Below are 535 nucleotides of genomic sequence, written 5' to 3' on the forward strand. Positions count from 1 at the left end.
CTCCCACAGAGACTGCAACGTTCGTAATGTTGTCAAGTGTCATATAGTCATTTGAGGCATTAAAACCAGGAACAACAAATTGTTCTTGCCCCTCCACTAAAACAGGCAGCGATGTGTTCTCCATGTTCAGGAACTTCACCTGGGTTTGAGAGCTTGAAGGGAACTTGGGCATTGTTCTGTCAATTTGAATCTGCAAAAGAGCAGCAGCCACAAATGCCAACGCCGCGAGCAGCATACCGACAGTCATCCTCCGAAGGGGCGTGAAATTAATACGGCACAGTTTGATAAGTGGGTACACTGCAGAGTCCATGATCGGCACCATAATCACAATCAGTATGGGGTTCACGATCTGCATCTGATCTGGCTGAATTACAAATGCTCCAAAGTTAGCATCCATAGTGGTGGCCTGAAGAGTCCAACGGGAGCCCTGCTGGTCAAATAAGGCCCAGAACATTGGCAGAGGGATATAGAGGAACAGCACCTTCAATACCATCTTCACCTGAGCAATCAGGAGTTTATCATATCTCTCTTCCGC

1 protein-coding gene is annotated in these 535 nt (G+C 47.3%); it reads right to left on the minus strand.

Translation table 11 applies throughout. The features are described from left to right. Window positions 1-535, minus strand: a 535-nt coding sequence (locus H4O20_RS13005; RefSeq protein ID WP_221442906.1) for a hypothetical protein, incomplete at both ends; no start/stop codon positions are given.

It is taken from the genome of Aequorivita sp. 609 (assembly GCF_014212065.1).
GTDB lineage: Bacteria > Bacteroidota > Bacteroidia > Flavobacteriales > Flavobacteriaceae > Aequorivita > Aequorivita sinensis.